The organism is Acetobacter tropicalis, from assembly GCF_001580915.1.
Taxonomy (GTDB): domain Bacteria; phylum Pseudomonadota; class Alphaproteobacteria; order Acetobacterales; family Acetobacteraceae; genus Acetobacter; species Acetobacter tropicalis.
The window spans coordinates 35,811-62,613 of sequence record NZ_LHZQ01000213.1 but is presented as its reverse complement, the minus strand read 5'-3'; the positions used below and the strand labels follow the sequence as shown (position 1 = coordinate 62,613).

Genomic DNA, 26,803 nt, shown 5'->3' with positions numbered 1-26,803 from the left:
TGAAGACTGCTTGCTCCTTATTTTATGCAACCTCCCTCACAGAAATCTGGCTGGTTCCCTGTTGTCCTCCATCTGGAGGGCGCGCGCGTGCTTGTGGTCGGCGGCGGGAATGTGGCGGCCAACAAGGTACAGCTCCTTGTTCCTACCGGGGCAAAGGTGGAAGTCCTCTCCCCCACCCTCAGCCCGGAACTTCAGACTCTGGCTGAAGACGGCGCGATCACGCACATACAGATGGATGTTACGCCAGCAGATATGGCCGGGCGCCTGCCCGGTTGCCGGCTTGTGTATGTCGCCACCAATGATACCGGGCTGAACCGGGCAGTGGCAGCACTGTGCCAGCAAGCCAATGTGCCAGTCTGTGCAGTGGATGACCCCGGCGTTTCCAGCTTCATTACGCCTGCCCTTACCCTCCGCGGCGCGGTGCAGGTTGCTGTCTCAACAGGGGGCGCGGCCCCTGTGCTTGCCCGCCGTCTCCGGGCAAAAATTGAAGAAATCCTTCCTGCGGGGCTGCACAGACTGGCGGACTTCATGCAGGCCATGCGCCTGCCCTTGCGCGACAAGCTCCCCAATTCATCAGACAGACGGCAAATCTGGGAGCGCTTTCTGGACGGACGCGGCAGCCACCTTGCCCTCAATGGTGACATGGCTGGCGCCGAGCAGGAACTGGAGCGCCTTCTTGAGGGCCATACGCTCAAGGGCGAAGTCTGGCTGGTTGGCGCTGGCCCCGGTGACCCGAACCTGCTGACCCTTGCAGCCCTCCGGCTGATGCAGGATGCCGATACGGTGCTGTATGACAACCTCATCGGCCCCGAGATTCTCAATTATGTCAGGCGGGATGCCGAGCGCATTTTTGTGGGCAAGCGCCGCAACCGGCACACTTTACCGCAGACAGAGATCAATAACGAACTGGTGCGCCGCGCCAAAGCTGGTGAACGTGTTCTGCGCCTGAAGGGCGGAGATCCGTTCATTTTCGGGCGTGGTGGAGAAGAAATGGAAGCCCTAATGGAAGCGGGCATTCCCTTCCGTATTGTGCCGGGCATTTCCGCTGCCAATGGATGTGCAGCCTACGCAGGCATCCCGCTTACCCACCGTGATTGCGCGCAGGCCTGCCTGTTCATTACCGGCCATGCCCGCGCGGACGGAACACTTGAACTGGCGTGGGAAACCATTGCCCTGCGTAGCCAGACGGTTGTGATCTACATGGGCCTGAACATGCTGCCCTTTTTGTGCACTCAACTGAAAACGCACGGCCTGCCGGGTGACTGGCCCGCTGCTCTTGTTGAACGGGGCACAACCCCACAACAACGTGTCTTCACCGGCACGCTGGATACGCTGCCTGACCTTGCAACCACCCATAATGTGATCAGCCCGACGCTGGTCATTATTGGGGAAGTCGTGCGTCACCGCGTTATTCCGGGCTAAAAGAGAGATAAAAATTCCGTGATAGTCTGGTATCGCCAGCGCCTCTGACAAGGATTTTGAGAACGCATTCAAATTTTACAGATATTGGCAATCCATAATCTGCACATATCTCCTCTCATTATTACAAATGAGGATGCCAAATAAAAAAGAACATCAAATTCTGTTATAACATTTTTTGGTCGGAATAATAAGAGTCCAACCGCTTGTTTTTAAACATTTTTTATTTCATCTCACTTTTATACCACTCAGTCCGCATCCCTCCGGGCTTCTCTTCAGCGCCGACGGGTATGCGGCGCGGGCAACGCCATCCTCCTGAATATACAGAAAAAACAACCCTCTCCTGCGTAAAAAACGCCCTTCAGGAAGGTGTTGACGCCAGCCCCCCGCTTCTTCCACAGAGAGAGTTCCATTCCAAGGAGCGGATATTCATGGCGTCGAAGAAGCACGCTTTTTACACTCTTTTACTTGCTGCCTCCGCCTGCGTGCCGTTTTTTGAAGCTCCTGCGGCTCTGGCCGATGATTACAGCGATCTGCTGGATATTTTGCGCGCCAAAGGCAGCCTGACCCAGCACGAATACGATACGCTGCTCTCAAAGCATCTGCGCCACACGGCTGCCCCCGCCCAGCGGAGCAGCGGTCCGGCCCATGCCGTGCATACCTCAGCCTCCTCTGGCGGTGCCCATCACGTTACGCCACATGTCACACACTCGGTTCAGGCGGGATATGAAGATGGCATCCGCTTTGATCCGGGTGCGGAAGACAACGCCAGCCTGCGCGCCCAGCAGGCAGCAGACCGTGCGGAAGCCAGTGCCCGCTCCGCACAGCAGGCCATGCTCTCCACGCAGGATGCGCTCAACAGCAACAGTATCGTGCGCGTGGCAAAATACGTGCCCGGCAAGGGGCTGACTTTCAAGGCTGGCCCGGTGGACATCAATCTCTCCGGGTTTATCAACGGTTTCTACACGTACAACAGCCCTGCCGGTGGCAGACCCGTGGCGGGTGGTGTCTCCACCGGCTCCAGCGGCTTTGACTCTTCCGCTGTGCGTAACGGCCTCCTGCCCGCAGGCTTCATCCTGAAGCTGAGCACCACGCAGTCTGGCATTGATATGTCTGCCGTGGTGGGCATGTATCCGGGCATCAACAACGCCAAGAACGGTGCGTTCAACGCCAATACTGGCGGTAGCCCGGTTGGGCTTGGCACGGCCGGGATCGATCTGCGACAGGTTTACGTCACCTTCGGCAACAAGGACGTTGGCACATTCAAGGTTGGCCGAGACCTCGCTATTTTTGGCAGCGACGCCATCCTGAACGATGCGACCCTGCTCAGCGTAGGTTCCACCGGCAGCAACGCCGCACCGGGCAATACATCACTGGGGCGCATTGGCGTAGGTTATGTCTATGCGGACTGGATACCGCAGATTTCCTACGTCTCCCCCACCTATCACGGCTTTCAGGGCTCCGTGGGCGTATTCCAGCCTCTGGATGAATTCAACTTTGCCGGCGGGGGGTATTCTGCGGAATCCACGCAGCATTCGTCGCCCATGGTGCAAGGCAAAGGCACGTATGATTTCAAGATTGGTGGCGTTCAAACCCGAATCTGGGCCAGCTTTCTGGTGCAGCATCAGCAAGCCCTCACTAGCGCTTATCTGGAAGAAGAAGGAAGCGGTCGCCGTGGCGCCATGGCTGAAGCAGGCGAAATTGGCACCAAATTCACCTATCATGGGTTTCAGGGCGTTGCCTATTACTATCGGGGGAGCGGGCTGGGCACGACCGGCCTGTTCTTTGATGGGATTGCAGCCAATGGGCGCAAGCGTGCGTCAGAAGGCTATTACGTGCAGGCCATGTATAACTTTACCAAGAAATTCAAGCTGGTTGGCAGCTACGGTGTCAGTAACCTGTATCAGGCACCCGGCGAAAACAGCACGGAACTGGTGCGCCGCAACCAGTCTGAAGTTGGGGCCGCTTATTACAGCCTGACAGACTGGCTGAATCTGGTGGGTGAATTCGCCCATACGGAATCCGCTGCCCACGGCCCCAACCGCAACAGTGACAATTCCGGCTCCGCTGGGGTGATCCTGCTGTTCTGATCCATCGAAGAGGCTGGTCTTCTCGCGTTCCAGATCAGCACTCCCTTCGCGGAAAGTGCTGATCTGGAACGTTACGCCTGCATATACGTTTGCAAGAACAATGCTCCCCTTGCCCCAGAACTTATTTTTCTGAGGCACGGGCAGCCTTTGCATGCTCGGAAAGGTTTGAGACGTAATGCCCACCGCACCCCTTTTGACATTGAATGACAGCCACAAAATTCCTGCCTTGGGTTTTGGCACCTACCCCATGAAGGATCAGGAAGTAGAAACCGCCGTGCAGGCGGCATTGCTGACGGGATATCGGTTGATTGATACAGCCGCCCGTTATGAGAACGAGACTGGTGTTGGCAATGCCATCCAGGCCTCAGAGATTGATCGCAAGGATATTTTCCTGACAACCAAACTGCGAGGATCTGAGCAGGGATATGACGAAGCGCTCCGCGGGTTGGACGCCAGCCTGCAACGGCTGAACATGGAGTATGTTGACCTCTACATCATCCACTGGCCGCTCCCGGCAAAGGATCTATACGTAGAAAGCTGGAAAGCCCTGATTGCCGCCCAGAAGGATGGCAAGGTACGCTCTATTGGTGTTTCCAATTTCCAGCCGGCTCATCTGGAACGCATCATTCAGGCAACCGGCGTTACTCCCGCGGTCAATCAGATTGAAATCCATGTTGATTTCCCACAGCCTGACCTGGTGGCTTTCAATACCCGCCATAATATCCAGACAGAAGGCTGGCGCCCCTTAGGTAAAGACCTGCTGGAAAACCCCGTGATCGGCCAGATTTCCGAAAAACATAACCGCAACCCGGCCCAGATCATGCTGCGCTGGGCTACGCAGTCGGACATCATCCCGATCCCCAAATCCAGTAACCCGGACCGCATGCGCGCCAATCTGGAAATATTCGATTTCACTCTGGATGACACCGATCTGGCCGAGATTGCGACACTCAACACCAATAATCGGCTGGGTGGAAATCCGGATACGTATGAAGAGTTCTGATTTCTGAAAAACGCCTTTTTCGCCCCCACGGCAGAGTCTCGCTCAGGGGTCCTGTGGTGAGGGTGAAAATAATTTTTTGGTCTTTTGTCAGCCTGCCGCCACGCTAAAGCCTTATCTCGCTTCTAAAAGCCTCCCTTCCTTGCACATCTTCCTGGTCAGGGGGTGTTGCCCTTGCCACCGGAGGGGCTAGATAAGGCACATGACCGCCCGTTCATTTTCATCCTGGCTGAAAGCCCGCGTTCCTACTCTGGACCGCTACGTGTTTCATCAGCTTCTGGTCGCACTGCTGGCAACAACAGGCGGGCTGGCGGCCCTTATCTGGCTCATGCAATCCCTCCGCTTTGTTTCTCTGGTGGTGGACCGTGGGTTATCTCTGCGGGTGTTTATCGAGCTTACCAGCCTGCTCATCCCCTCCTTTGTCGCGGTCGTTCTGCCCATCACCACCTTTGTGGTCAGTCTGTTTGTGTATCAGCGGCTGGCAGGAGACCGAGAACTAACGGTTATGCGGGCTGCCGGTCTTTCCCCCTTTGCGCTGGCACGACCGGGGCTGGCCTGCGCCATCATGGCCACTCTGGCAGGGTTCATGCTCAACCTGTGGATTGTTCCGCATTCCTATCATGCCTTCCGGCAGTATGAATTCCAGATCCGCAACAAGATGGCTGCCTTCATGTTGCAGGAAGGGGTGTTCACCAAGGTTTCGGATGTCATGACGGTCTATATCCGGTCCCGCACGCATGATGGTACGCTGCACGGCATTGTGGTGCAGGATGACCGCCAACCTGACCGCCGCGCCACCATTCTGGCCAATCACGGCACCATGATGATCGTCAACGACACACCGCGTGTTGTGCTGTATGACGGCTCACGTCAGGTGATTGACCATAAAACGGGGCGGCTCGACATGCTGGTGTTCCAACAGGATTCCATGGATCTGTCTTCCACGCATCAGGAAGACGCCCGTTTCCGCGACGCCGCCGAAATGTCCCTGCACGAACTGCTCCACCCCAACCCCCAGGAAGTCTCCGCACGAGATACAGGCAAGTTCAAGGTGGAAGGGTGGCGCAGGCTGACATCCCCCCTTACCTGCTTCTCCTTTGCCATGGTCGGGCTGTTTGCCGTGCTGCGTGGCGTGTTCTCCCGCCACGGAAATATCAAGCGCCCACTTGCCGCTGTGCTGAGTGTAGTGGGGCTTCTGGCCACCAATCTGCTGCTGCAAAACCTTGCCAGCCGGAATATGGCGCTTATTCCGCTCATTCCCCTCGTTGCCCTTCTGCCCGGACTTGTCTGTTCGGCTATCCTGTTCGGGGCGGAATTCCGGTCTGGTCGCACCCAGACCCGTTCGGCCTGAGGGAAAAAAGCGCCATCATGGTTGTTTCCGTTACGCTCTCTCTCTACATCGCGCGCCAGTTCGTCTTTTCTGTGCTGGCCATGATCGCCTCGCTTACAGGCATTGTGTGCCTTTTTGACTTCATTGACCTGCTGCGCCGCGTGGCAACAAAGCCGGATGTCTCCACCAATGTGGTGACGGAAATTGCGGCTCTGCACGTTCCTTACTTCGCCATTGAAATTCTGCCCTTTGGTATCCTGCTTGGCGGTATTGTGTGTTTCTGGCGCTTGACCCGCTCTTCCGAACTGATTGTGGCCCGTGCGGCGGGCATTTCGGCCTGGCAGTTTCTGGCAGGTCCACTGGCCTGCGCCATGCTGATTGGGGCTACAGCCACCGGCATTATTTCCCCTGTCTCCTCGACCATGTATCGGCGCGCGGAGGAGTTGGATCAGCAATATCTGCGCACCGGCGGCGGCCCCCTCAGCCTGTCCAGTGGTTCCCTGTGGCTGCGTCAGTCCGATACGCAGTATGATCCCCATGGCGTGGCCATTCTCCATGCGCGTGGCGTGCAGTTAGGCAAGGACAACATTATCCGCATTCGTGAGATCAGCGTGTTCCGGCTGGATCATAATGACAAACTGATGCTGCGAATCGAATCTCCGGAAGGCTATCTGGGAGATCGCGCTTGGGTGCTTCAGAACGCCCAGACCGTGCGCCCTTACGATATTCTCCGCTCTGTCGGGCAATTTAATCTGCCCACGGATCTGACCGTAAGCCGCGTGCAGGAAAGTTTCTCCTCACCCGAGACCCTCTCCATCTGGGCGCTCCCCAGCTTTATCAAGCTGCTGGACCGCTCAGGTTTTTCCTCAATCCGACATAGAATTCACTTCCAGTCCCTCCTGGCGCTGCCCATGCTGGCAGGCACAATGGCGCTGGTTGCCGCCGGTTTTTCCATGCGGCCCACCCGCCGAGGTGGCGTTGCGCAAATGATCGGGTCTGGCGTTGCGGCAGGATTTCTGCTTTTCACAGTATCAAAAGTTGCAGAGCAGTTTGGTAACTCCGGCGCCCTTCCCCCCGTTCTTGCGGCCTGGGCCCCCACAGTCGCCGGGTTGTGTCTTGCTATTTCGTTGTTACTTCATCTGGAGGATGGCTGATTGACCGTGGCCTATCGGCCTTCCCGCAACCGGCGGCTACGCCGCAGGCATGCTCTGGCTGCCGCTACGGCACTGGGCAGCGTGGCTGCATACGCGGTGCTCGAACCGCCGCGGGCGGCGCACGCCCAGTTCCGGCCCCAGCCCATGCATCTGAACACGGGCCGCACAACATCCTCTAATGATCCCGCCACCTTTCAGGCCGACAAGGTGGATTATGATGATAACGAGCACACCGTAACTTGGACCGGCAACGTGCAGGTTTGGCAGGGCGATCATGTAATGCGGGCGGACAAGATTGTCTTTGACCGTGATACAGGCGTTGTGGCCGCACGCGGTAACGTTGCGACAGTGCAGCCGGATGGCTCCGTGCTGTACGCCCATTATGCCGAACTCAGCGGCAACATGCGCGATGGTATCATGCAGCATGTCCACGCCGTTCTGCCGGAAAACGCCAAGCTGGCCGCCAACGGCATGCGCCGCACGGGCGGCAAGCTCAATGACATGAGTCGCGCTGTCTATACGGCCTGTGAAATCTGCGAAAAAGACAAGACACGCGCGCCGTTCTGGCAGTTCCGAGCCTTTGACGCCACGCAGGATCTGGAACACCAGAAAATTGATTTCCGGGATGCCTATCTGGATATTCTGGGCATTCCGGTTCTGTATCTGCCTTATTTCTCCATGACGGACCCCTCCGCCAAACGGCACAGCGGCTTCCTCATGCCGGGCATCACCCCGCATGACCGTTATTTGGGCACATATTTCACCATCCCCTATTACTGGGTGCTTGATGATCAATCCGATGTCACGGTGCAGGGGCTGTTCTCTACCAGAACCGGCCCGCAGATCAGCGCGCAGTATCGTAACCGTTTCAACTTTGGCTCCCTGAACATTCAGGGCGGTCTGGCGTATGACACCCATCGCGCCGATTCTTACACCAACGATTTCGGGCACGATGTTGAAGGCGGCGGTGGCCACGGCATACAGGGCTATCTGTTTGCCAATGCGCAGTTTGCCATCAACAAATACTGGCGTGCCGGGGCCAACATAAACGTGTCCACGTCAGCCGACTACATGCGCGATTACCGTATTCAGGGGTATGGGTCTGATACCCTGAATTCCAACGCCTATCTTGAAGGTTTTGGCACCGGCTCCTACAGCCGTGTGGATGCCCAGTTCTATCAGGGCCTGAACCAGGGTGTTATCCGCAACACCGATCTACCGTTCGTGCTGCCCCGTTATACCTACAGTTTCCTGAGCCAGCCCGATGCATGGGGTGGCCGCTTTGGCATGTCCACCACGGACTTCAACGTGAAGCGTGACAACGGCACGTCGGACATCCGTGGCCAAATGGCGCTTAATTGGGACCGCCCCTTCCGTAACCGGCTGGGCCAGCAGTTCCTCCTCACGCTGCATGTGGATTCCATGGTCTATCGGGCCCGCAAGCTCTACCAGCAGCCCAACTATTACCAGCACAATAAAAGCCTCACCAGCGGGCAGGTTCTGCCGACCATCGCCCTCAAGACCAACTGGCCGTTTGTCCGCACCTTTGAACATGGACGAGGCTCTCAGATTATCGAACCTATCGTGCAAGGGATTTACGCGCCTAACACGGGGGCTGGCGCGAATGATCTCATCCCCAACGAAGACAGTATGGCTTACGAATTCACGGATTCCACCCTGTTCGCGCTCAACCGCTATCAGGGCACGGACCGGCTGGATGGCGGCCTGCGCGGCAATGTGGGTATCCACGCCAACTGGACATGGGACGGCCATGAAGTGGATCTGTTGGCCGGAGAGAGCTTTCAGGAGCACATCACGCATGACCGCATTCCCTACTCGGGCCTGGAGCACCATGCGTCTGATCTCGTGATGCGGGCGCGTGTCTCACCCAACCAGTATTTTGATTTCAACGCCCGTATGCGTCTTGATCCCTACACCACCAAAATCAACTTTGGTGATGCATTATTCAGCGCTGGCGTGCCGCATTTCCGTATTCGCGGTGGCTATGTGTATGAGCCGGTTACGCCCTATTACTACTACGCCACCAATTACCGCGAATATAATCCGCCCTCACTCTACTACGTCAAAACCAGCGAACTGAGCGGCGGCTTCTCTTCCGACTGGGCAAACTGGCATCTGTCCGGCTTTGCGCGGCGCAGCCTCTCCCGGAAAGAGTTTGTTTCTCTGGGCGGAGATATTGGATACAATAATGACTGCTTCGGCATTGATTTCATGTATCTCAAACAATACACCTCCATTGGCGGCCAGCAGCGTAACTCCACCTATCTGTTTACAGTCAGCCTCAAAACGCTTGGGGCGTTCGGCCTGAAATAAGAACTGCTTCAAAAACCGTGCTCTCTCCGCTATCAGAAACTGTGTTCCTTTTCCGGCAGAAAGCTGAAAGACTGTTCCGCATGCGTCTGCGCTCTCTCACCTTGGCGTGCTCTCTTGCCGCGCTGACTGTTCCTGTTTTTGGTGGCGCTGCCCAGGCAGCCACGCACCACCACGCTGCCACGCAAGAGAAAGCTGTTGCAAAACAGCCTGCTGCCCCTGAGCCTGACGACATGATCATCAGGGTTATCAACGGCATTCCCCTTACCAAGCGGGATGTTGATAACCGTGGCAAACTGTTTGCGCTTTCCACGGGCCTGCCGGTCAATGCGGAGCTGATGGACCGTCTCCGGCCCCAGATTATCCGCCAGTTGATTGATGAGCGCCTGCGCACGCAGGAAATTCTCAGCCGCCATATCAACGTGGCGCCAGAACAGATTGCCGCAGCCATTGCTGGTATTGAGCGGCGCAATGGCATGCCGGAAAACGCCCTACGGAACAAACTGGCGGAAGACGGTGTTTCTCTAACCACCTTGATTGATCAGATCCGGGTGCAGATTGGCTGGGTTCAGGTGCTGCGGCAGGAACTGGGAGGCCGAGGCCGTGTTTCTGCGCGCGAAATTGCCCAGCGTGAAGAAGCCCTGAAACGCGAAGATGGCCGGATTGAATACAATCTGAGCGAAATCTTTGTCCGCGTGGAAGACCCCCGGCACGCGGAAGAAGAACTGGCATTTACCAACACCGTTATTCAGGAACTGCGCAAAGGTGCGCCTTTCCCGATTGTGGCCGCACAGTTCTCTGAAAGCCAGACAGCACTGGATGGCGGCTCCATGGGCTGGGTGCAGGAAGATGAGCTTGATCCTTCCGTGGTGGCCATGGTCAAGCAGATGCCGGTTGGCGTAGGAGCTATTTCCAACCCCATTACGGTACCCGGTGGCTTTGTGATTATCAGCGTAAACGGCAAGCGCGTTATCGGGCATCAGCCCGGCCATGTAGCCACTATCCGGCAGGCTTTCCTGCCGTTTGACACTCCCCTCAACCCCGCACAGGTTACGCCCCAGCAGCAGCAGACCCTGCAAAAGGCCATGCACTATATGCAGACGGCCTCCTCCTGCGCCGAAGTTGAAGCCATCAACAAGCAGTATGGTGAAAAACGCCCAACAGACCCCGGCGAACTTCAGCTTGAACGCCTGAACCCTCAGATGCGGGATCTGATGCTTTCCCTGCCCTTGAACAAGCTCTCCCGTCCTCTGGTGTCAACGGACGGGATCGACATGATCATGGTGTGTTCCAAAAAAGAAAAAAACTTTGCTGACCGTCCCCCCAGTGAAATTGCGGATCAGCTCATGAACGAACGTGTGGAGCAGACAGCCCGCCAGCTTGATAGTGATCTGCACCGTCGTGCCATGATTGTGGATGTGCACGGCAAGCCCAGGGGAGTTTAAGGCCCTGTTTCCTGCCCTTGAAAGCCTGCGTGATGTTATCAGCAGGCACGGACTGGATGCGCGCAAGGCTCTTGGCCAGCACTTTCTGCTTGATCCCGATATCACAACCCGTATCGCCTCTCTGGCTGGCAAGCTAGATGGGCGGCATGTGGTGGAAGTTGGCCCCGGCCCCGGTGGCCTGACCCGCGCTCTGCTGGCCACGCCTGCAGCATCTGTCACCGCGGTGGAACTTGATACCCGTGCCGTAAAGGTCATCACGGAACTCGCCACTCACTTCCCCGATCGGCTCACCGTTGTGGAAGCGGACGCCCTGAAGCAGGATCTGACACGCCTGTGCCCGGCACCCCGCCATATTGTCGCCAACCTGCCCTACAATGTTGCGACCCCTTTACTTATTGGCTGGCTGCGTCAGGGAACAGCGTGGGAACGTCTGACACTGATGTTCCAGTTGGAAGTGGCAGAACGCATCTGCGCCCTTCCGGGCAGCGAGCATTATGGTCGTCTGGGAGTGCTGGCCCAATGGTGCGCACAATGCGCCATTGTCATGAAGCTGCCGCCGGGCGCGTTTTCCCCGCCCCCAGCCGTATGGTCTGCCGTGGCCAGCATTATTCCTCATCCAGAACAGCCTGAGCCCGCCTTGTTCAAGGCGATGGAACGGGTAACAGCCGCAGCATTCGGACAGCGCCGAAAAATGCTGCGTGGTTCCCTGAAAAGCCTGCAAGGGGAACGACTTCTAGCCGAAACAGGCATTGATGGCACCCGTCGGGCTGAAACGCTGAGCGTGGCTGAATTCGATCACCTAGCCAAAGCGCACCTGGCCCTGTCCCGCCAAGTCTGACGCTGCCTTGCTGCATCTCAAAAAGCTGGTGTTAAAAAAAGTCACTTAGAGAGCTCTGATATACCGCAGGGCTCATCTATTTAGGCACGAAGGGTTCCTGAGCACTGCCCTTGGACCTGAAAGCAGCGTTTCAAAAGCGAAACAGAGTTGTCTGCATCCTTGCCCCACACAGGGCGAACCTGCCTTGCCGCGCCACCCTCATTCTCTCGCCTCAAAATTTTAGAAACCTATTAAGGCAAGGCGCGGAAGGCCATCTCGTGGAAGGCAGAAAATATTTGGTCGGTTGATACCAGCCGGTATCAACAGGAATTCGTCCATCATGCAGAGCGTGAGAGGCGTGACCTAGATATCCAGACGTTGTTTCAAAAGCCTCCACTCAGGTGCTTTTCCTCTGACCACTCCCATGAGGCGGATAAGAGACATCCCCAATCCGCCTTTAGGAGAAGAAGAGCGCCCTATTGGGACACAGGCCCTTCGGCTTCGGCCATGTAATCTCGTGTCAGAGGCACGGCATCAATGCCCGGTGAAATCTGGAGCTGGAAATTCATATGCCCCTGAACACGGAAGGAAAGTTCCGCCGCATCCAGATAGAATTCAAACATCCGCGCAAAACGCTCATCATACAGTGCCACGGCCCGCGCCCGGTTGGCCGCAAACCGCTCCCGCCAGATGGCAATGGTTTTTGCATAATGCAGGCGCAGGATTTCACAATCCGTGACCCACAAGCCTGATTTCTCAACGGCGGCAAACACTTCGCTTAGGGACGGAGAATAGCCACCGGGGAAAATGTATTTGTTGATCCAGGGGTTTGTCGTGCCCGGTCCGTCATTCCGCCCAATGGAATGCACAAGGGCCACCCCATCATCCACAAGGCTGTTTTTCAGAATATCAAAAAATTCGCCGTAGTGACGCACGCCCACGTGCTCAAACATGCCTACGGAGACAATACGGTCAAACCGGCGATGCAGATTACGGTAATCCAGCATCTCAAAGCGCACGCGCCCTTCCAGCCCTTCATCGCGCGCACGCTGGCGGGCAATGGTCAACTGCTCCTCGGAAAGCGTGATGCCGGTGACAATGGCACCGTAATCCCGCGCAAGCGTAAGACCCATGCCGCCCCAGCCGCACCCGATATCCAGCACTTCCATGCCGGGCTTTAGCAGTAGCTTGGACGCAATATGCCGCTTCTTGGCTTCCTGCGCTTCATCCAGCGTCTCGTCCCCACGGCGGAAATAGGCGCAGGAGTACTGCTTATCCTTATCCAGAAACAGATCATACAACCGGCTATCAAGGTCATAATGATGGGCAACATTCTGGCGGGCGCGCTTGACGGGATTGAACTGAATCCAGCCACGGCAGGCATAGCGGAAGCTGGCTGCAATCTGCTCCGGCAGATGGCCGGGAGACATGGCGTTGAGCATCAGCAGATCAAGAAGCTGATACAGCGTGCATCCCTTTGGGCGAATGCCGCCATTCATATACCCCTCGCCAAAGGCAAGCCCTGGGTTGAGCGCCAAAGCCCTTGCACTGGCCGAATCAAGTAGCTCCATACCGGCTTCCGGCCCTGGTTTGCTGCCTTCATACACAGTCTGCGCCCCATCTGGCCACGCCACGTGCAGGCGGCCGGACGAGATAAAATGCCGCAAGATCCGGTCAAGAAGTCGGTTCATCCGTGCTGGCTCCTTCATGCCCAATTTTCGGGGCACCATAAGCCAAAAAAAAGGGTCCGGAAATTACTTCCGGACCCTCTTTCCTGTCAGCAACAAGAAAAAAAACGATTAAGCAACCGTATCTTTTTCTTCTGCAGCAACTTCAGCTTCGTCAGTGACGATTTCGCCTTCAATAACGGCTTCATCGCCAGCCAGTTCGGCTTCTTCTTCCACGCTGGTCGCTTCGCCACGTGCCTGACGTTCAGCTTCTTCAGTAGAACGGGCAACGTTGACGATAACCGGCACGGTGACTTCCGGATGCAGGGAAACCTTCACTTCATACAGACCAAGAGACTTGATCGGATGAGCCAGGGAAACCTGCTGACGGGAGATGGTGAAACCAGCTTCCGTAACAGCTTCAGCCACATCACGCGGAGAAACGGAGCCATACAGGCTGCCGCTGTCACCAGCCTGACGGATCAGGATCACTGCCAGACCATCCATACGTTCGGAAAGACGCTCAGCTTCTTCACGACGTTTGATGTTCTGTGCTTCAAGCTGGGCGCGTTCACGGTCGAAGCGTGAGCGGTTGGCTTCGTTTGCACGAATGGCCTTGCCCTGCGGCAGCAGGAAATTACGGGCATAACCCGGACGAACCTTCACCACATCGCCCATCTGTCCCAGATGTTCAACGCGCTGAAGCAGGATCACTTCTGTAGCAGCCATGATCTCGTCCCTCTCAGCTCATCACGTAGGGAAGCAGGGCCAGGAAACGGGCACGCTTGATAGCCTGTGCCAGCTCACGCTGCTTCTTTGCGGAAACGGCCGTAATACGGCTGGGCACGATCTTGCCACGTTCGGACAGGAAACGGCTCAGCAGACGCACGTCCTTGTAGTCGATCTTCGGCGCATTCGGGCCGGAGAACGGGCAGGACTTGCGGCGACGGTAGAACGGGCGACGGGCGCCTACAGCCGGGCGGCGGGCGGCGGGATTGATTTCCATCGTGTCAGACATGCTGCATCACTCCGCTTCGTTGCCAGCCGTATCGGCTGCTTTTTCATCACGGGCACGGTATTCTTCACGGTCTTCGGAAGAACGACGGCCACGGCCGCTTTCAAAGCGTCCGGCGGGCTTGGGCCCACGGAAGCCACCGCGTTCGCCACGATCATCACCCTTGCGGGACAGGATCGGGGACGGTGCTTCGTCAATTTCTTCAACACGCAGCGTCAGCAGACGCAGAATGTCTTCATTGATGGAAAGCTGGCGCTCGACTTCCTTGAGCGTTTCAGACTTCGTATCCAGACCGAGCAGCACGTAATGGCCCTTACGGTTCTTCTTGATACGGTAAGCCAGAGTACGCAGACCCCAGTATTCGCGCTTCTGAACGCTACCACCGTCGGTTTCAATCTGAGCGACGATGCCATCAACAATGGCATCAACCTGCTGCTGGGAAATGTCATTCCGCGCAATCAGCACGGTTTCATAAAGCGGCATTGTGTCTCCCTTCGGATAAGGTCAACCCGACTGCGCCGAACCATTCCGGCAGGCAGCGCTTCCTTTTACAAAAGCACGGGTATAGCCGGTGCGATGCCACGCATCCGGCAGGGAAGATGGCGTGCTAACCACATTCTACGCAAAATAGCAAGGAATTCAGACCAGAAATTTTTCCGGAATAGTCAGGCCAAGACGTTGCGGCACATCCCACACTTCTTCCACCGCCCGCACAATCACAAAGCCAGCCTGTTGATACAGTGGCAAAGCGCGTGGATGGTCTGCCGTGCAGGTATTCACCCGCAACGTGAGCGTCCCTTGCCCCCAGGCCTTCCGCACGACGGAATCCAGAAAGGCTCGCCCTACCCCGTGGCCGACCGCATCGGGAAACAGGCCGAAATAGGCAAGGTTGATATCAAGCGGGTTGGTCAGATCGAGTTCAAAAAAACCCCGAACGACCTCGCCCTGGCGCAAAAGACCGATCTGCACAGGAGCCGTCGCCAGAAATGTGCCCAAGGTGGCATCAGAAGCCGCCTGCCGCATCCACCAGCAATAGTCCCGCCCCACACGGTCCTGAAGCATGCGGTATTCTGCAATGGTGGGCTTTACATCGTCCTCAATGAACCAACCCTCCGGCAGGGAAAGGGACGTCCCACGCGGAGGGCTGGTCATCTGCATGAAGGTGACGGTCACCTTCATGCGGGTTACGGATTCAAGCGGCGTAATTTTGATCTTAGTTATCATCCAGGAAGGAACGCAGCTTGCGGCTGCGGCTCGGGTGTTTGAGTTTACGCAGGGCCTTGGCTTCAATCTGACGAATACGTTCACGCGTCACGTTGAACTGCTGGCCAACTTCTTCCAGCGTGTGGTCCGTGTTCATGCCAATCCCGAAGCGCATGCGCAGCACACGCTCCTCACGCGGGGTAAGGGAGGCCAGAACGCGGGTTGTGGCTTCACGCAGGTTGGTCTGAATAGCTGCATCCAGCGGAATAACAGCCGTTTTATCCTCAATGAAGTCACCCAGATGGCTATCTTCTTCGTCCCCGATCGGGGTTTCAAGAGAGATCGGCTCCTTGGCGATCTTCAGCACCTTGCGCACTTTTTCAAGCGGCATACCCAGCTTTTCAGCCAGTTCTTCCGGCGCAGGTTCCCGACCAATCTCATGCAGCATCTGGCGGGACGTCCGCACCAGCTTGTTGATGGTTTCGATCATATGCACCGGAATACGGATGGTGCGCGCCTGATCAGCAATGGAACGGGTGATGGCCTGACGAATCCACCATGTGGCATAGGTGGAGAACTTATAGCCACGGCGGTATTCAAATTTATCCACCGCCTTCATCAGGCCGATATTGCCTTCCTGAATCAGGTCAAGGAACTGCAAGCCGCGATTGGTGTATTTCTTGGCAATGGAGATCACCAACCGCAGGTTGGCTTCAATCATTTCCTTCTTGGCGCGCGCAGAATCACGTTCACCACGAGCCACCGTTGCATAGACGCGACGGAACTCGCCAATAGGCAGGCCCGTATCCTGCGCAAGCTGGGCAACCTGATTACGCAGGTCCACCACGGTATCGCTATGCTTAGCGACAAAGTTTTTCCAGGATTTTCCCGGCAGCGCAGAGACCATATCCATCCATGAGGGATCAAGCTCCCGGCCGCGATACTTGAGCAGGAAGTCCTCACGGGAGACGCGGCAGCTTTCTGCCAGACGCAGCATACGGCCTTCCAGAACATTCAGGCTCCGGAACATCTCTTTCAACTGCATCACCAGATCTTCAATCCGGTTGTTGTGCAGATGAACCTGCTCCACCTTGCCCACCAGTTCATCACGCAACTGGGCATAAACCAGCTCGGACTGGTCTTCCACAGCTTCACCTGCGGTCAGCGCTTCAATGCGCTGCACCTGCAACTGACGCAGTTTTTCGTAAAGCGGTTCAATTTCTTCGAAATGCGCGAGGATTTCGGGCTTCAGTTTTTCTTCCAGCGCAGAAAGGGAGAGACCGCTGCCCTCACCTTCCACTTCGCCTTCGGTTTCAGTTTCTGCTTCCGCCTCGTCAGACTCTTCCGAGTCGTCGCTCTCGAAACCTTCCTCACCTTCGCCGGGCGGGTTGCCGCCAGACTGCATGGCTTCAAGATCCACAATGTCACGCAGGAGCATTTCATTGTTACGGATCATCTCATGCCAGGAGATGATGGCGCGGAACGTCAGCGGGCTTTCGCACAGCCCACCAATCATTTCATCGCGGCCTGCCTCAATCCGTTTGGCAATCGCAATTTCGCCTTCGCGGGAGAGCAGCTCAACGGTGCCCATCTCGCGCAGATACATCCGCACAGGATCATCCGTACGGCCCAGATTCTCGGCGTTGACGTTCCCTGTCGGGGTTTCCGCTTCTTCGGCGTCTTCTTCAGCCGCTTCCTCGCCTTCGGCCGTATTTGCCTTGGCGGTTTCAGCGTCTTCGCCTTCCTCGCTTTCCACCACCTGAATGCCCATTTCGGAGAGCATGGCCATGATATCTTCAATCTGCTCTGAAGACATCTTGTCCTGCGGTAGGACAGCATTCAGTTCATCAAACGTGATGCACCCGTGCTCGCGCCCTTTCGCGATCAGTTTCTTGACCGCGGCAGACTGCGTATCAAGCAGGGTGGTGTCACCATCCTGCTCTGCCTGCGCTACGTTACCTGATGCCGTTTTTGTCGCCATGCCAGACCTGCTCCCTCCCCGCCTGCATTCTGACAGGAATGCAGAACGACCAGCTCACCATACATACTGTTCAGTTTTCCAGGGCGGGCAGGACGTGGGATATCCTGCCTCCGAAGTCAAGGGGAACACTCCCTGAATGTTCCTGCGCCCTAGAGCCCATGCTCTTCCATTTCGCCTCGTTTGAGGCGTGCCAGCGCCTCAAGACGGGGCTGTAATCGTTTCCATTCCGCCGAATCTCCGCCCTTCTGCCAGAAGCGGGCCACTTCCTGCTCAACCTCCTGCTGGAATTGAGAAAAATTCAGCAAACCGTAAAAATGCCACCACTGTGTTCTCACCGCCACAGCCAGAGAAGAGTCCTTTTCCTCAAATGAAAACGGAAGCGGACCTCCCCTCAACACCTGCTGCACCATCTCTTCTTCCTCCTCCCCCTCAAGGGCTGAAAGAAGAGCCTCGCCTGTCTCCGGCAATGCTCCCTCGGCCGAGAGATCAAGCAGGAGTCCCCGCACCTCGGAGAAGGCATCAGGGAGGCTCAGGCGGCATAGAGCATCTTCCACCTCCGGCACAACTTCCGGATAACGGAGAAGCAACGCCAGCAGGATACGCTGCCGCTCCTGCATGGCATCCAGCACCACCGGCTTGCCATCACCGATACTTGGCCGCGCCGCCGGGGTAAATGCCCCGCCTCCACCCTTGCCCTTCCTGCGCCGGAACGTCTCGAAAAAACGGTCCAACAGAGTCGAACGGTATTCGGACGCCAGAGCCTTGTCCGGTATAAGGCCAGCCGCCTCAACCAATTTGTGGCGCAGAGCCGCCCGCTCTTCCGGCCCCGGGTTGCTGATACCCCCGGCAAGAAGATCAAACAGCACATCCGCCAGAGGCGCGGCCGTGGCGAACATTTCACCCACCACCTGCTGGCCCCGGCTACGCACCAGACTGTCCGGGTCTTCTCCCTCTGGCAACAGGCATACCCGGAGGGTGTGATCGGCTTTCAGCAAAGGCAGCGCCACCTCAGCCGCGCGCGCTGCTGCGCGCCGCCCCGCCGCATCCCCATCAAAACATAGGATGGGTGCCCGATCGACCTGCCATAAAACCTCTAACTGTTCGGGGGTCAGGGCGGTTCCCAACGGCGCGACGGCTCCCCTGAATCCGGCCTGATGGAGGCCGATCACGTCCATATACCCTTCCACCACAATCAGATCAGTGGGAGGTGTGCCTTTGGGATGAGGCGCCCTGACGGCGGCCCGCGCCTTGTCCAGACCAAACAGCAGACGCCGCTTGGAAAACAGGGCTGTTTCCGGCCCATTCAGATATTTGGGCTGACCATCGCCAAGAATACGCCCCCCGAAGGAAACAAGCCGCCCCTTCCTGTCCCGAATGGGAAAGGTCACCCGCCCCCAGAACAGTTCGCCCTTTGGTCGCCCCTCATCATCCAGCCGCATCAGGCCGGCTTCCGCCATCATCTGGGGGGTGATGTTTTTGGCCGCCAGCGCCGCACTCAGGCCGCCACGACCATCACCCGCCCAGCCCAGCCCGAAATCCTCAATGGTCTGGCGTGTCAGGCCGCGCCCCAGCAGATAGTCCAGCCCCGCCTTGCCCGCAGGAGCATATAATGCGCTGGACCAGATCGCCTGCGTCTGCGCCAGCACATCTTCCAGAGACTGGCTGCGCGCCACCTCCTCGTGAGAACGGCGGGTATCTTTGGGCACTTCCATCCCGGCCGAGGTCGCAAGCTCCTCAACCGCTTCGGGAAAGTTCTTGCCCTCCATCTGCATGACAAAGGAGATCACATCTCCATGCACGCCACAGCCAAAGCAGTGGAAGTGATCATCATACACGTAGAACGATGGCGTTTTTTCACCATGGAAGGGGCAGCAGCCCTTCCAGTTCTTGCCGGAGCGAACAAGTTTGACCCGCCGCCCGATAACAGATGTCAGAGGGGTACGCGCACGTAGTTCGTCCAGAAAGCCCGGCTCGATCGCCATATTATGCCAGCCCTCCTGCCTGTTGAGTCACGCTGCGCGCCCCGTATTCCTGCCTGCTCCCGTTAGCTCAGGTGCGTCTTCACCACCGCATTGGCGCGGCCCATATCCAGCCCTGCACCAAATTTGGCTTTTAGCGCACCCATCACCTTGCCCATGTCTTTCATGGCAGCGGCCCCGGTTGCGGCAATAGCCTCCTTCACGGCAGCTTCAAGTGCGGCATCATCCATCTCGGCAGGCAGATAGGAACGGATAACGGCAATTTCACCCTCTTCCTTCTCGGCCAGTTCCGGTCGCCCGGCATCGCGATACATGGTGGCGGATTCGGTGCGGGACTTCACCATGCCGCGCAGGGCGGAAATGGCTTCATCCTCATTCAGGCCTTCCGCCCCTTTGGCACGGCCAGCAATTTCCACATCCTTCAGCTTGGCGGTGATCATGCGGATAGCAGCCACACGCGCGCTTTCTCCGGCCTTCATTGCCGTTTTCAGATCAGCCATCAGGCGTTCACGTAAAGACATGATCCCTCATACTTCCTTTATCATGCCGCGCACGGTTCCCTGAGGACGCGTGACGGACAGTCATCCTGTGGGAAGAAATTTCCCACTCACCCACTAAACCCAATCCGGCATGTGGGAAATTTCTTCCCACCTCTCTCACGGACTGCTAGAAGGGACGCCACGGGAGGAACAACGTAAGCCATGCCCATGTCAATCGATACCATAATTGCCCGATTAGGCGGCCCCGAAGCAACAGCCCGGCTTACCGGCGTTGGCACGGAGGCCATTCGCAAATGGCGGCAGGCGCAGGCCATCCCCTCCCGTCACTGGCCTGTCATTGCACAGGCCACCGGCCTTTCCCTGGCTGATCTCCAGCCCGCAGACCCCACGCTTCAGGACAAATCCTCCCCTACGGGAGGCAGCACAACAGGATCATCCATGCCCGATGCCCGCCCGGATGGCGCAACAGCCGCCCTTGTTCTTGCAGATGGAACCATTTTGTGGGGCAAGGGCTTTGGCGCCTTCACCCAGCAGCCCAGCATCGGGGAAATCTGCTTCTCCACTGGCATGACGGGTTATCAGGAAACGCTCACAGACCCTTCCTTTGCCGGGCAGATCATTACCTTCACTTTCCCGCATATCGGCAATGTGGGCACCAATGCGGAAGATGACGAGGCCGATCAGGTGGCCGCCCGTGGGCTTGTGGTCAAGGAAGATGTGACCGAACCCACAAACTGGCGGTCCACAGCCAGCCTTGATGCGTGGCTGAAAAAACGCAACGTGCCCGGCATTGCGGGCGTGGACACACGCTCCCTCACCCTGAAAATCCGTGACAAGGGTGCGCAGAGCGCCGCCCTGTTCTACCCTGAAAACGGCAAGTTCGATCTGGATGCCCTTCAGGCCGCCACCAAGGCATGGCCGGGTCTGGAAGGCATGGATCTGGCAAAGGAAGTCACCTGCAAAGCCCCCTACACCTGGGACAAAAGCGTGTGGGAATGGCCCGCAGGCACTCGCGCGGTATCCGGCAAGCGCCGCAAGGTTGTAGCCGTTGATTACGGTGCCAAGCGCAACATCCTGCGCTGCCTTGTCGCCGCCGGGTGTGACGTAACGGTCGTGCCAGCCACCACCACGGCGAAAGAAATTCTGGACCTGAAACCTGAAGGCGTTTTCCTCTCCAATGGTCCGGGTGATCCGGCAGCCACCGCCAGCTACGCCGTGCCTGCCATCAAGGATGTGCTGGATGCGGGTATCCCGCTGTTTGGCATCTGCCTTGGCCACCAGCTTCTGGCGCAGGCGCTCGGCGGCAAGACCTACAAGCTGGCCCGTGGCCACCGTGGGGCAAACCAGCCGGTGAAAGATCTCTCAACCGGCCGCGTGGAAATTACCAGCCAGAACCATGGCTTTGCCGTGGATGCGGACAGCCTGCCCGCCGATGCGCACGTCACGCATGTCAGCCTGTTCGATGGCTCCAACGAAGGTCTGGCCTCTGACCGTTATGCTGCCTTCTCCGTGCAGTATCACCCGGAAGCCAGCCCCGGCCCGTCTGACAGCTATTACCTGTTTGAACGCTTTGTGGCGCTGATTGATGCTCATGCCAGCAAGAACTGATCTGCCCCGGCCCGCCGTGCGCCTCTGCACGGCAACGCCCCGCATCCATCCTTCTTTTTCCCGCTTTTTCAGCCCCCTGCGGGCTGCCTGTCAGGACTGAACGCATCATGCCCAAACGGACAGATATTCGCTCCATCCTCATTATTGGCGCTGGTCCCATCGTGATCGGGCAGGCCTGCGAGTTCGACTATTCCGGCGCACAGGCCTGTAAGGCCCTGCGGGAAGAAGGCTACCGGGTCATTCTGGTCAACTCCAACCCCGCCACCATCATGACCGACCCCGGTCTGGCGGACGCCACCTATGTGGAGCCCATCACCCCAGAGTGTGTTGAACGCATCATTCTGAAGGAAAAGCCGGATGCCGTGCTGCCCACCATGGGTGGCCAGACCGCGCTGAACACCGCCATGGCGCTGGATGCCTCCGGATTCCTGAAAAAACATGGCGTGGAACTGATTGGCGCTGATGCGGAAGTAATCGACCGTGCGGAAGACCGTCAGAAATTCCGTGAAGCCATGGACGCCATTGGCATTGAAAGCCCGCGCAGCTTCATTGCCCACACCATGGATGAAGCACGGGAAGCGCTGAAAAACATCGGCTTCCCCACCATTATCCGCCCCTCCTTCACCATGGGCGGTTCTGGCGGCGGCATTGCTTACAACCGTGAGGAATTTGAGCAGATTGTGGCCTCCGGTCTGGATGCCTCCCCCACCACGGAAGTGCTGATTGAAGAATCCCTTCTGGGCTGGAAAGAATACGAAATGGAAGTTGTGCGCGATAAGGCGGACAACTGCATTATCGTCTGCTCCATTGAAAACATTGACCCCATGGGCATCCATACGGGTGACTCCATAACCGTGGCTCCCGCACTGACGCTGACCGACAAGGAATATCAGCGCATGCGTGATGCGTCCCTTGCGTGCCTGCGCGCCATTGGCGTGGAAACCGGGGGCTCGAACGTGCAGTTCGGCGTGAACCCGGCAGATGGCCGCATGGTGGTGATTGAAATGAACCCCCGTGTGTCCCGCTCCTCCGCACTGGCCTCCAAGGCTACCGGCTTCCCGATCGCCAAGATCGCGGCCAAGCTGGCTGTGGGCTACACGCTGGACGAACTGAAGAACGACATCACCACAACCACCCCGGCCTCCTTCGAGCCGACCATTGACTACGTTGTGGTGAAGATCCCCCGCTTCACGTTTGAAAAATTCCCCGGTGCGCCTGCCCTGCTCTCCACCTCCATGAAATCCGTGGGGGAAGCCATGGCCATTGGCCGCTCCTTCCCGGAAGCCTTGCAGAAGGGCCTGCGGTCCATGGAAACCGGCCTGCATGGACTGGACCCTGTGGACGTACCCGGCGATGGCGGCGTGGATGCCTTCCGCGCTGCTCTTTCCCAGCCACGCCCGGAACGCATCCTTATGGCGGCTCAGGCGCTGCGTGCTGGCCTGTCCGTTGAAGAGATCAATGAAGCCTGCCGCTTTGAACCGTGGTTCCTGCGTCAGCTTGAAACGATCGTTCATGCAGAACGGCAGGTAGAAAACCATGGTCTGCCGCGTGACGCCCAGAGCCTGCGCCGCCTGAAAGCGCTTGGCTTTTCGGATGTGCAGCTTGCCCGCCTCTCCGGTGTGCAGGCGGACGAAGTGGCCGCACTCCGCACAGAAGCAGGCGTAACCCCCGTTTACAAACGCATTGATACCTGCGCGGGCGAGTTCGCTTCCAGCACGCCATATATGTATTCCACCTATGAAGGCATGTTTGCGCCGCCGGTGTGCGAGTCCGACCCGACGGACCGTGAAAAGATTATCATTCTGGGCGGTGGCCCCAACCGGATCGGGCAAGGGATCGAGTTCGATTACTGCTGCGTGCATGCAGCCTATGCGCTGCGTGAAGCCGGGTTTGAGACCATTATGGTCAACTGCAACCCGGAAACCGTCTCCACCGATTATGATACGTCTGACCGCCTGTATTTCGAGCCCCTGACGGCGGAAGATGTTATCGCCCTCATCCGGTGTGAGCAGCAGAAAGGCAAAATCAAAGGCTGCATTGTGCAGTATGGCGGGCAGACTCCGCTCAAACTGTCTCATGCGCTTGAAAAGGCTGGCATTCCGCTGCTGGGCACCCCGGCAGACGCCATTGACCGTGCGGAAGACCGCGAACGCTTCCAGACCATGCTGCACACGCTTGGCCTGCGCCAGCCCGCCAACGGCATTGCCCGATCCCCGCAGGAAGCGGAAGATGTGGCGGAACGGATTGGCTACCCCGTGGTTGTTCGCCCGTCCTACGTGCTGGGCGGCCGCGCCATGGAAATCGTGTATGACCGCGCCTCCCTGCAACGCTACATGCGCGTGGCCCTGCAACTGGCCGGGCACGAAATTGCCTCCGGCCCCGTGCTGATTGACCGCTACCTGAACGAAGCCATTGAAGCCGATGTGGACTGCATTTCCGATGGCGAGGAAGTGTATGTGGCCGGTGTTATGGAGCACATTGAGGAAGCGGGCATCCATTCGGGTGACAGCGCCTGCGCCCTGCCGCCCTACACGCTCTCCCCCGCCATTGTGACGGAACTGAAGGCCCAGACCGAAGCCATGGCGCGCGAGTTGGGCATTGTGGGCCTGATGAACGTGCAATACGCCATCAAGGATCAGGAAATCTTCGTGCTGGAGGTCAATCCTCGCGCTTCCCGCACAGTCCCGTTTGTGGCCAAGGCCACTGGCGTTCCGGTCGCCAAGATTGGCGCCCGCGTGATGGCCGGTGAAAAGCTGACCGCCTTCAATCTGGATGACCGTGCCGTCACACCGCACGTGGCAGTGAAGGAAGCTGTGTTCCCCTTCAACCGCTTTGCGGAAGTGGACACCATCCTTGGCCCGGAAATGCGCTCCACGGGTGAAGTGATGGGGCTTGATACGTCCTTTGAACGGGCCTTTGCCAAATCCCAGCTTGGGGCTGGCGTGCGCCTGCCGACTGAAGGCACGGTGTTCCTCTCCGTGCGAGAAAGCGACAAGCCACACCTGCCTGCACTGGGCCGCCAGCTAGCCAAGATGGGCCTGAAAATTCTGGCCACACGCGGCACAGCCAAAAAACTGCGGGATGCCGGAATAGAGGTTTCCGTGGTGAACAAGGTGCTGGAAGGCCGCCCGCATTGTGTGGACGCCATTCGATCCGGTGAGGTGCAGATGGTCATCAACACGGCACAGGGCGCACAGTCTGTAGCGGACAGCTTTGACATCCGCCGTTCAGCTCTGGTGTTGGGCATTCCGCACTACACAACCATGGCCGGAGCCCGCGCTGCAATCCACGCGATTGCGGCAATGCGGGAAGGACCGCTTGATGTTGCGCCGCTTCAGTCATACTTTAGCGGAACATTCTGATCAGAACGGGCAGGCGTTACAGCCTGCCCGGCTGTTCCGGACGGGTGGCTGCCCGCTTTTTTAGCGGCGCGGTGCGTGCCCGCTTATCTGTGTCACTTTAATGCCAGCCAGTGTGCTGGCAAAATCACTTTGGGGATACGCCTTGCAGAAAACTCCAATGACGGGCAAAGGCTTGAAGCGTCTTGAAGACGAACTCCGCAGGCTCAAGTCCGAGGAACGTCCGGCCATTATCCGCGCCATTGCGGAAGCCCGAAGCCATGGGGATCTGTCCGAAAACGCGGAATATCATGCAGCCCGTGAACGGCAGTCTTTTACCGAAGGCCGTATCCTTGAGCTGGAAGAAATTGTCTCCACCGCCGAGGTGATCGACCCCACCAGCCTTTCTGGCGATCAGGTGAAGTTTGGCGCAACCGTAACCGTGGTTGATGAAGACACGGACAAGGAAGCCACTTACCAGATTGTTGGCGTGTATGAAGCCGACATCAAACAGAACCTGCTGTCCATTTCCTCCCCGCTGGCCAAGGCTCTGATCGGCAAGCATGAAGGAGACAGCATTTCCGTGCCTGCTCCGGGCGGTGACCGGACGTATGAAATCCTTTCCGTGAAATTCATCTGACATGATCTCGTTTGAGGACGTCACCGCAGCGGCGGGGCGAATCAAGGGCAATGTTCTCCGCACGCCCACGATTTCCTCTCACGCGCTGTCCAAGGCCACGGGCGCGGACATTACCCTGAAGCTTGAAAACCTTCAGGCCGTTGGCTCCTTCAAGGAACGGGGGGCCGCCAACAAGCTGGCCCTGCTGACACCTGAAGAACGCCAGCGCGGGGTGATTGCCGTTTCGGCCGGCAACCATGCGCAGGGCGTGGCACGTCATGCCAGCCTGCTGGGTATTGATGCCGTAATCGTCATGCCCAAATTCACGCCTGCCGGTAAGGTGGTGCGTACCCGTAACTGGGGTGCCCGCGTGGTTCTGGAAGGCGAAAGCTTTGCAGAAGCCCTGCTGTTCGCACAGGATCTTCAGGCACGGGAAGGCCGCACCTTCATCCATCCGTATGATGATCCTGCCATTATGGCAGGCCAGGGCACATGCGCGCTGGAACTGCTGGAAGATGCCGGTCCGCTGGATATGCTGGTCGCCCCCATTGGCGGCGGCGGTCTGCTCAGCGGGTGTGCTGTCGCCACGCGCGCCATGCGCCCGGACATGGAACTGATTGGTGTGGAAGTGGAAGGGTATGATTCCCTCTCAGCCTTCCCCGGCCCTGCGACCCATCCCAATGGCGGCTCGACCATTGCAGAAGGCATTGCGGTTCTGCAGATTGGCAAAGCCCCGGATGAAGTCATCCGCAAGCTGGTCTCCAAAGTTCTGGTCGTGCCCGAATGTGCGGTAGAAACCGCCATCACTCTGCTAGCAGAAGGGGCAAAGCAGATCAGTGAAGGTGCTGGTGCTGCGGCACTGGCGGCGGTGCTGACTTACCCGGACGTGTTCCGGGGTAAAAAGGTGGCGCTGCCTATTTCTGGCGGCAACATTGATAGCCGTATTCTGGCCAATACCCTTCTGCGCGCCATGCTGCGCGATGGGCGCATTCTCCGCCTGATCATGGAAATTCCAGATCGCCCTGGCGTTCTGGCCGATATTTCCAAGACCATTGGGGAAGCTGGTGGCAACATAATAGAAGTATCTCACCAGCGCCTGTTTGCGGCTCCCTCCGTTCAGGCAGCGGAGCTGGAAGTCATGATCGAAGCGCGCGACCCCGAACACGCAGCACTGATTACCAAAGCGCTCGGCCACTCCTATATTGTGCGCCGCGCCTAAGACACTTTCCGACGGGTGAGGCACGCTGCCTCCCCGTCTTTTTTCTCAACACTCCCTTATTTCGTCCTTCTCATTCTCCGCATAAGGC

20 protein-coding genes are annotated in these 26,803 nt (G+C 57.8%); 12 read left to right on the top strand and 8 right to left on the bottom strand.

The window, feature by feature from the left end; genetic code table 11:
• The first annotated feature begins 24 nt into the window (after positions 1-24).
• From cysG to rsmA, 8 genes are all read left to right on the top strand, one after another.
• A complete protein-coding gene (gene cysG, locus AD944_RS11040) occupies positions 25-1,422 on the top strand; it encodes a siroheme synthase CysG (protein WP_045542855.1) in 1,398 nt (465 codons plus the stop codon).
• A gap of 428 nt (positions 1,423-1,850) precedes the next feature.
• The gene (locus AD944_RS11035) at positions 1,851-3,509 is read left to right on the top strand and encodes a porin (RefSeq protein ID WP_035377765.1); all 1,659 of its coding nucleotides are present in this window, start codon (positions 1,851-1,853) and stop codon (positions 3,507-3,509) included.
• Positions 3,510-3,684: 175 nt separating this feature from the next.
• A complete protein-coding gene (locus AD944_RS11030) occupies positions 3,685-4,512 on the top strand; it encodes an aldo/keto reductase (RefSeq protein ID WP_045542856.1) in 828 nt (275 codons plus the stop codon).
• A 199-nt stretch (positions 4,513-4,711) separates the two neighbouring features.
• Positions 4,712-5,860 (top strand): LPS export ABC transporter permease LptF, encoded by a 1,149-nt coding sequence (lptF, locus tag AD944_RS11025; RefSeq protein ID WP_045542857.1) that lies wholly within the window; start codon positions 4,712-4,714, stop codon positions 5,858-5,860.
• A gap of 17 nt (positions 5,861-5,877) precedes the next feature.
• Complete coding sequence (gene lptG, locus AD944_RS11020) at positions 5,878-6,993, top strand: LPS export ABC transporter permease LptG (protein WP_035377759.1); 1,116 nt, start codon at positions 5,878-5,880, stop codon at positions 6,991-6,993.
• 6 nt (positions 6,994-6,999) lie between these two features.
• A complete protein-coding gene (locus AD944_RS11015; protein ID WP_045542887.1) occupies positions 7,000-9,327 on the top strand; it encodes an LPS-assembly protein LptD in 2,328 nt (775 codons plus the stop codon).
• Between the two features lie 80 nt (positions 9,328-9,407).
• Entirely contained in the window at positions 9,408-10,769 is a 1,362-nt protein-coding gene (locus AD944_RS11010; protein ID WP_045542888.1) for a peptidylprolyl isomerase, read from the top strand.
• Positions 10,741-11,607, top strand: a complete 867-nt coding sequence (gene rsmA, locus AD944_RS11005; protein ID WP_045542858.1) for a 16S rRNA (adenine(1518)-N(6)/adenine(1519)-N(6))-dimethyltransferase RsmA — start codon at positions 10,741-10,743, stop codon at positions 11,605-11,607. The genes AD944_RS11010 and rsmA overlap by 29 nt, the downstream gene beginning before the upstream one ends.
• A gap of 455 nt (positions 11,608-12,062) precedes the next feature.
• On the opposite strand, the gene AD944_RS11000 is transcribed toward rsmA, so the two are convergent.
• The 8 genes from AD944_RS11000 to AD944_RS10965 all read right to left on the bottom strand — a co-directional run bounded on the left by AD944_RS11000 (position 12,063) and on the right by AD944_RS10965 (position 19,952).
• Positions 12,063-13,277, bottom strand: coding sequence for an SAM-dependent methyltransferase (locus AD944_RS11000; protein ID WP_045542859.1), 1,215 nt, complete (start codon positions 13,275-13,277; stop codon positions 12,063-12,065).
• Positions 13,278-13,385: 108 nt separating this feature from the next.
• Positions 13,386-13,982 (bottom strand): 50S ribosomal protein L9, encoded by a 597-nt coding sequence (rplI, locus tag AD944_RS10995; protein ID WP_045542860.1) that lies wholly within the window; start codon positions 13,980-13,982, stop codon positions 13,386-13,388.
• A 13-nt stretch (positions 13,983-13,995) separates the two neighbouring features.
• A complete protein-coding gene (gene rpsR / locus AD944_RS10990) occupies positions 13,996-14,271 on the bottom strand; it encodes a 30S ribosomal protein S18 (RefSeq protein WP_006557020.1) in 276 nt (91 codons plus the stop codon).
• A 6-nt stretch (positions 14,272-14,277) separates the two neighbouring features.
• Positions 14,278-14,751: a 30S ribosomal protein S6 gene (gene rpsF / locus AD944_RS10985; RefSeq protein ID WP_006557019.1), complete on the bottom strand. Its 474-nt coding sequence runs from the start codon at positions 14,749-14,751 to the stop codon at positions 14,278-14,280.
• A gap of 156 nt (positions 14,752-14,907) precedes the next feature.
• Positions 14,908-15,492 (bottom strand): GNAT family N-acetyltransferase, encoded by a 585-nt coding sequence (locus AD944_RS10980; RefSeq protein ID WP_045542861.1) that lies wholly within the window; start codon positions 15,490-15,492, stop codon positions 14,908-14,910.
• A complete protein-coding gene (gene rpoD, locus AD944_RS10975) occupies positions 15,482-17,452 on the bottom strand; it encodes an RNA polymerase sigma factor RpoD (protein WP_035377750.1) in 1,971 nt (656 codons plus the stop codon). Before rpoD ends, AD944_RS10980 begins: the two co-directional genes overlap by 11 nt.
• 149 nt (positions 17,453-17,601) lie before the next feature.
• Positions 17,602-19,434 carry a DNA primase gene (dnaG, locus tag AD944_RS10970; protein WP_045542862.1) on the bottom strand — a complete coding sequence of 611 codons (1,833 nt, stop codon included), beginning with the start codon at positions 19,432-19,434 and terminating at the stop codon, positions 17,602-17,604.
• Between the two features lie 62 nt (positions 19,435-19,496).
• Positions 19,497-19,952 carry a GatB/YqeY domain-containing protein gene (locus AD944_RS10965; protein WP_045542863.1) on the bottom strand — a complete coding sequence of 152 codons (456 nt, stop codon included), beginning with the start codon at positions 19,950-19,952 and terminating at the stop codon, positions 19,497-19,499.
• A gap of 180 nt (positions 19,953-20,132) precedes the next feature.
• On the opposite strand from AD944_RS10965, the gene carA reads away from it, so the two are divergent.
• The 4 genes from carA to AD944_RS10945 all read left to right on the top strand — a co-directional run bounded on the left by carA (position 20,133) and on the right by AD944_RS10945 (position 26,715).
• Positions 20,133-21,539, top strand: a complete 1,407-nt coding sequence (gene carA / locus AD944_RS10960; protein WP_045542864.1) for a glutamine-hydrolyzing carbamoyl-phosphate synthase small subunit — start codon at positions 20,133-20,135, stop codon at positions 21,537-21,539.
• A gap of 107 nt (positions 21,540-21,646) precedes the next feature.
• Positions 21,647-24,901, top strand: coding sequence for a carbamoyl-phosphate synthase large subunit (gene carB / locus AD944_RS10955; protein ID WP_045542865.1), 3,255 nt, complete (start codon positions 21,647-21,649; stop codon positions 24,899-24,901).
• A 142-nt stretch (positions 24,902-25,043) separates the two neighbouring features.
• Entirely contained in the window at positions 25,044-25,517 is a 474-nt protein-coding gene (greA, locus tag AD944_RS10950; RefSeq protein ID WP_039903066.1) for a transcription elongation factor GreA, read from the top strand.
• A gap of 1 nt (position 25,518) precedes the next feature.
• Entirely contained in the window at positions 25,519-26,715 is a 1,197-nt protein-coding gene (locus tag AD944_RS10945; protein ID WP_035377740.1) for a threonine ammonia-lyase, read from the top strand.
• Positions 26,716-26,803 lie beyond the last annotated feature (88 nt).

What these genes read in the sequence shown, in the direction of transcription:
- cysG (WP_045542855.1), top strand. Translation starts at nt 25, where the DNA reads ATGCAACCTCCCTCACAGAAATCTGGCTGGTTCCCTGTTGTCCTCCAT.
- AD944_RS11035 (WP_035377765.1), top strand. Translation starts at nt 1,851, where the DNA reads ATGGCGTCGAAGAAGCACGCTTTTTACACTCTTTTACTTGCTGCCTCC.
- AD944_RS11030 (WP_045542856.1), top strand. Translation starts at nt 3,685, where the DNA reads ATGCCCACCGCACCCCTTTTGACATTGAATGACAGCCACAAAATTCCT.
- lptF (WP_045542857.1), top strand. Translation starts at nt 4,712, where the DNA reads ATGACCGCCCGTTCATTTTCATCCTGGCTGAAAGCCCGCGTTCCTACT.
- lptG (WP_035377759.1), top strand. Translation starts at nt 5,878, where the DNA reads ATGGTTGTTTCCGTTACGCTCTCTCTCTACATCGCGCGCCAGTTCGTC.
- AD944_RS11010 (WP_045542888.1), top strand. Translation starts at nt 9,408, where the DNA reads ATGCGTCTGCGCTCTCTCACCTTGGCGTGCTCTCTTGCCGCGCTGACT.
- rsmA (WP_045542858.1), top strand. Translation starts at nt 10,741, where the DNA reads ATGTGCACGGCAAGCCCAGGGGAGTTTAAGGCCCTGTTTCCTGCCCTT.
- AD944_RS11000 (WP_045542859.1), bottom strand. Translation starts at nt 13,277, where the DNA reads ATGAACCGACTTCTTGACCGGATCTTGCGGCATTTTATCTCGTCCGGC.
- rplI (WP_045542860.1), bottom strand. Translation starts at nt 13,982, where the DNA reads ATGGCTGCTACAGAAGTGATCCTGCTTCAGCGCGTTGAACATCTGGGA.
- rpsR (WP_006557020.1), bottom strand. Translation starts at nt 14,271, where the DNA reads ATGTCTGACACGATGGAAATCAATCCCGCCGCCCGCCGCCCGGCTGTA.
- rpsF (WP_006557019.1), bottom strand. Translation starts at nt 14,751, where the DNA reads ATGCCGCTTTATGAAACCGTGCTGATTGCGCGGAATGACATTTCCCAG.
- AD944_RS10980 (WP_045542861.1), bottom strand. Translation starts at nt 15,492, where the DNA reads ATGATAACTAAGATCAAAATTACGCCGCTTGAATCCGTAACCCGCATG.
- rpoD (WP_035377750.1), bottom strand. Translation starts at nt 17,452, where the DNA reads ATGGCGACAAAAACGGCATCAGGTAACGTAGCGCAGGCAGAGCAGGAT.
- dnaG (WP_045542862.1), bottom strand. Translation starts at nt 19,434, where the DNA reads ATGGCGATCGAGCCGGGCTTTCTGGACGAACTACGTGCGCGTACCCCT.
- AD944_RS10965 (WP_045542863.1), bottom strand. Translation starts at nt 19,952, where the DNA reads ATGTCTTTACGTGAACGCCTGATGGCTGATCTGAAAACGGCAATGAAG.
- carA (WP_045542864.1), top strand. Translation starts at nt 20,133, where the DNA reads ATGCCCATGTCAATCGATACCATAATTGCCCGATTAGGCGGCCCCGAA.
- carB (WP_045542865.1), top strand. Translation starts at nt 21,647, where the DNA reads ATGCCCAAACGGACAGATATTCGCTCCATCCTCATTATTGGCGCTGGT.
- AD944_RS10945 (WP_035377740.1), top strand. Translation starts at nt 25,519, where the DNA reads ATGATCTCGTTTGAGGACGTCACCGCAGCGGCGGGGCGAATCAAGGGC.